This window comes from Terriglobia bacterium, assembly GCA_036496425.1.
In the GTDB taxonomy this organism is placed as follows: Bacteria; Acidobacteriota; Terriglobia; order 20CM-2-55-15; family 20CM-2-55-15; genus 20CM-2-55-15.
In genome coordinates, this window is record DASXLG010000016.1 from 1 (window position 1) to 4,922 (window position 4,922).

The 4,922-nt window shown below is 57.2% G+C and carries 5 protein-coding genes; 2 read left to right on the forward strand and 3 right to left on the reverse strand.

Annotated features, from left to right (window positions below):
• The first annotated feature begins 301 nt into the window (after window positions 1–301).
• Complete coding sequence (locus VGK48_00995) at window positions 302–1,672, forward strand: HAMP domain-containing sensor histidine kinase (GenBank protein HEY2379731.1); 1,371 nt, start codon at window positions 302–304, stop codon at window positions 1,670–1,672.
• Window positions 1,673–1,757: 85 nt separating this feature from the next.
• Here VGK48_00995 and VGK48_01000 read toward each other — a convergent pair whose 3' ends face one another.
• The 3 genes from VGK48_01000 to VGK48_01010 form a co-directional block, all read right to left on the reverse strand.
• On the reverse strand, window positions 1,758–2,084 hold the full coding sequence (locus tag VGK48_01000) for a hypothetical protein (GenBank protein ID HEY2379732.1): 327 nt from the start codon (window positions 2,082–2,084) through the stop codon (window positions 1,758–1,760).
• Window positions 2,085–2,162: 78 nt separating this feature from the next.
• The gene (locus tag VGK48_01005; GenBank protein HEY2379733.1) at window positions 2,163–4,049 is read right to left on the reverse strand and encodes an ATP-binding protein; all 1,887 of its coding nucleotides are present in this window, start codon (window positions 4,047–4,049) and stop codon (window positions 2,163–2,165) included.
• The gene (locus VGK48_01010) at window positions 4,049–4,624 is read right to left on the reverse strand and encodes a YfiR family protein (protein ID HEY2379734.1); all 576 of its coding nucleotides are present in this window, start codon (window positions 4,622–4,624) and stop codon (window positions 4,049–4,051) included. The genes VGK48_01005 and VGK48_01010 overlap by 1 nt, the downstream gene beginning before the upstream one ends.
• Window positions 4,625–4,691: 67 nt before the next feature.
• Here VGK48_01010 and VGK48_01015 point away from each other — a divergent pair.
• On the forward strand, window positions 4,692–4,922 hold a 231-nt coding region (locus VGK48_01015), incomplete at its 3' end, for a TonB-dependent receptor (GenBank protein HEY2379735.1).

Here is a 4,922-nt window from a genome sequence, read left to right on the forward strand (position 1 = left end):
TGTGGCTCGCACGCCACGTCGGTCCATGTCCTACATGGATGCACGCGGTCAGCCAGTCTGTCGGGTCCTTATGAAATAAAGGTTTATGAGGCGAATTGCATAATGGAACCATGTAGAGCCGTTCCGTTCTGGAATCGGGAGTCATTGGAGTCATCGGGAAGGACACAACATCACCTCGCATCAACTTTTGCGCATAGCGCCTGCCGACCGTCCTACAGAGAAAGTCCGCGCGTCGTGAGAAGATGAAATCAATCATCTCGCTGCGAAGTATTTTCTGAAAAAACCGAGGTGGCTGATGCCAATGAGCCTGAATCGCGCTCTGTCTATCTTTGTGGTTACGGTGGCGATCCTGGCTGTAGGTGCAGGGGTCTCGCTGGTTCTGCTGACGACGTATTTGCACCGCGCGACCATCGAACTGGAAGGCGGATTGCACGGCGTGCGTCTTGCCCAGGAAATGCAGATCGACCTTCTCTCGTATGTCCGCGCACCCGATGCATCGGAAAAGGTCCGAATCGAACGGGACCTTCGTCAAAAGCTGCGCGCGGCGAGCGAATACGGCGGCACCGCTCAGGAGGATCGATCTCTGAAGCAGGCGGCCCAGTTCCTGACTCTTTATTTCGCTGTCGCCGATCAGGGCGAAGCTGCAAGCGAGAGCGCGCTGCAGGGCGCATTAAATGCGCTAAGGCAGTTCGTCGACGAAAATATCCTGCAGGCGAATTCCTCACTCAGCAAGTCGGAACAGCTGGACGATCTTGGCCACCGGATCGGTATTACCGTGGCCGTGGCGCTGGTGATTGGCGCCGCCGGCATCATGCTCTGGCTGCACCGCACCGCTTTCCGTCCCGTTTTTGAAATTCGCGACGCAATGAAGAACTTCGCCGGCGGCCAACGGGATGCTCATGCCGCGATGCATGGTCCGGAAGAATTCCGGTCCATCGCCGCTCAATTCAATGAAATGTCCGGTGCGCTGGCGCGGCAGCATCAGAATCAGGCCGCATTTCTTGCCGCCATCGCTCACGACCTCAGGAACCCGATCAGCGCGCTTAAGCTTTCCACAGACATTCTTTCCGGTCCGGCGGCAACACCGGACAGGCTAAGCGGCCTGATGGGAGTGATCAAGCGGCAGATCGGCAGCCTTGACCGAATGGTCGCCGATCTTCTGGATTCGGCGAAAATTGAGGCTGGATATCTGGAGTTACGGTTCGAAGAACTGGATGCGCGGGACATCGCGCAGGATACCTACAACCTGTACAAGTCCGCCTCGCCGGCCCACGAATTTGCTCTGGCCGTTCCAGAGTCTCCAGTCCGGCTCTGTTGCGACCGGCTTCGTATCGAGCAGGTGCTCAATAACCTCTTAAGCAATGCCTTCAAATATTCGCCCGGCGGCGGCCGCGTGACCCTCAGCCTGCAATTGCGGGGTAACGAAGGGATGTTTCAGGTTTCCGATCAGGGGCTCGGTATTCCCAAGGAAGACATTCATCACATTTTCGAGCCTTTCCGCAGGGTCCGGCCCGCGAAGATGGACATCCCGGGCGTCGGGCTGGGCTTGTCCGTCGCGCAGCGCATTGTCCAGGCGCACGGAGGCCGCATTCAAGTGGAGACCGAAATCGCCAAAGGCACGAAGTTCAGCGTGCATCTGCCGCTCAAACCCGCGCAGTATACGGCGGCGTAGCGGGCGCTCTTAAATGACAACTGACAATTGAACATTGAACATTTCCCGCGGAACTGTTCAATGTTCAATTGTCAGTTGAAAAACATCAGTGGACGCTGTTGTTGTGCTTGTCGCGATAGATATCACGCGACGCGCCGTTCAATTCCTTTTGAAGGTGGGCTCGCTCGGCGGGCGTGAACTTGCCGTTCATCTTGTCATAGCGTTCGTTGACTTTGATCTTCGCTTCCTTCTGTTCGAGATTCGTAGCTTCATGGCGCGTCAATTCGCCGCTGCGAACACCCTGGTTGATCCGCGCCTGTTGATTGTGTTCGCGTTGATTGATACCAGAGTGATTTCCGGCGGCCATCGAAGCCACAGGCACAATCGCCGCACACAGAACCGCTCCGGACAGAATTCTTGCAACTGCTTTCATGGTCTACCTCCAACGAAATCGGATTTGTTTTTGTGTGCGCACACTCGCATGGAATAGACAGATGGGGCCGCGGAAGGATTAAAGCGGAGTTGAGCCGGCCAGCGCTGCGATGGTATTGACCAAATTCATCAGGGTGACTGGTTTGACCAGGTGAGCTTGATATCCCGCGTCGCGGGACTGTTCCTCATATTCCCTGCCCGCGAAGGCCGTCAATGCAACCGCTGGTATCGTTCTTATGCCGGACGGATATTCCGAACGAATTCTCCGCATCAATTCAAAGCCGTCCATTCCGGGCATCCCGATATCGCTGACAATCACGTCGGGTTTTTGCCTGGCCATGACGCGGAGCGCTTCCAGTCCGGAAGCTGCCAACAGCACGGTTGCGCCCGATTGCTCGAGGCCTTCCGCAATCATTTCGCGCGTGTCGAATTCATCCTCAACGAGCATCACCCGCAATCCATGCAGGGAGGCGGTCTCGTTCAAATGCGGTGTTGTCTGCGGCGGCTGAATCCCGGGTATCGGCAGTTGAATAATGAAAGTTGCACCGCCGCCTTTGCCCTTGCTCCGGGCTATAACGGTTCCGCCATGAGATTCCACAATATGGCGGACGATCGCCAATCCCAGTCCAAGGCCGCCATGCTTGCGCGTCCTGGACGCGTCGGCTTGTGTGAACCGTTCAAATATGAACGGAATGAATTCCGGGGCGACGCCTTCGCCGGTATCGCTGACGCTGATTTGTTCCCTGGCTCCAACCCGTCCGCAGTCAATGCGGATCGTGCCGCCCTCTTCGGTGAACTTGACTGCATTCGTAAGCAGGTTCCATAAGACCTGCTGAAGCCTTTCCGGGTCGGCAAAGACCGGCTCGTCCGTGTCGGCGATTTCCGTCACCACCTGAATCTTCTTCGCCGCCGCCGCGGGTTGGATCGAATCCACGGCAGCCTGAACCGTCGGGCCGATAGCGATCCATTCCGGGTGGACTTTCAGTTTTCCGGTGATGATTTGAGACACATTGAGCAGATCATCCACGATCTGAGTCTGAGCTCTTGCATTCCTTGCGATGACCTCGATCGCCTTTTGAGCCTTGGGCTCATCGAGCTTGCCCTCTTGCAGGAGATTGATCCAGCCGAAGATGGAAGTCAGGGGAGTCCGCAGTTCGTGCGAGAGCGTTGCCAGGAATTCGTCCTTCATCTTATTCGCGCTGCGAAGCTCTTCATTGGCTGTTGCCAGTTCGGCGGTCCGTTCTTCCAGATCCGTTTCCCGGGCGCGGATTTCGCCAACCATGGCCTGAATCTGGGCCAGCATATCGTTGAATGAATCGACCAGCGTCCCCAATTCATCTTCACTCTGTTTTCCGGCGCGTATCGAATAGTCCTTTTTTTGAGAGACTGTGGCCGCAGTGCGAGCCAGGCTCAAAATGGGTTCGGAAATCAACTTTTGAAGACCTGCGGACAACCCAAACGCAAAGAGCGCAGAGATGACCAGGATGCCGCCGATTGCCGCAATCTCCAACCGCAGGCGCGCGTATACCGGGGCCACGGTCGCCCGCAGCTGAACGCTGCCGATGTCTTTGCCTTTGAGTTCAATCGGACGGGATACGACGACAGAGTCTCGCGCTTCCGTATTCAGGGCCGGCCGCTCCGGGCAGCGCCCGTCTACCCCGGCGGCGGAGTACGCGGCAAACAGCCCGGCGTCACTGTAAATGCAGGCCGTGATGATGGAAGACTCCGCCCGCAGGCCGTTAAGAATATCTCTCGCCACGGCACGGTCGTTAAATGAAACGGCGGCGGTCGCGTTGTCGGCAACGATCTGAGCCAGTGTGGCGCTGCCGGCCGTCAGGTCACGGCGGGCCGTAATGTAGTCGTAGCCCACCAGTGCTCCGCTGGCCACTAAAAGCGCGGAGGCGCTGATGATCATGGTGATCGCGACGATTTTTTTCGGGATTGTCAGCCGCCGAAGCGAAATCATCAGAGCACCCCCGCCCTCTGCCGGGGCCGCGGCCGGACAATCTCTGCGAGACGCAATAACCTGGCGCTGATTTTGAGGGATACGCGTTCGGCGGCGTCGGGATTGATCTGAAAATGAATCCGGCCGCCGGTTTTGATGAAACGAATGATGCCGCCGTTATCGATGAAGTCATCGCTTTCACCGACGGTCAGAATCGGATCATCGTCAACTGCCTTGAGGATCTCTGCGGACCTCTTCGCCTCCTCCGACGCGATGTAGATCATCTGACATCCGCGCATGTCCTCGCCGTGCGCCAGGCGCCGTACCATGAGAGGCCTGTTGTCAAGGACTTCGCCTTGAACGATTTTGTCGAGTTCCTGTGCAAACGGGTCGCCGGCCAGGCAGATCGTAAATGACGGTCCGCCGCGCGCGAACGCCTGAGGAGGCCAGTCGACAAACTTCGCAAAGTTATAGAGGAATGCCGCCTTGACCTGGTATTCCCCCGCTCCGGCCTGGGACACGGATGCAGGCGAATGCCCCAGGATCAAACAGATGGCGGCAACAGCGGCGGCGGCCCGCCGGCAGTACACTCTCATTGCCGGTATAAGATAAACGCTAACCAGACCTGCGGGTATACTTTTCCTTTTCTACCTGGAGGTCTGCATGCGCTGGCGCTTCTGGATCATGTTCCTGCTGCTCCTGGTCATTGGAGACTCCGGGGCTTCCGCCCAGAATCTGCCGCAAACCAACCTGAAAAAGTTGAGTCTCGAAGAATTAATGAACATTCAGGTGACGACTCCCTCGAAGGAGCCCGAGCAGATATTGAGCATTCCGGCCGCCATATATGTGATCACACAGGAGGACATCCGCCGCTCCGGCGTCACCAGCATTCCC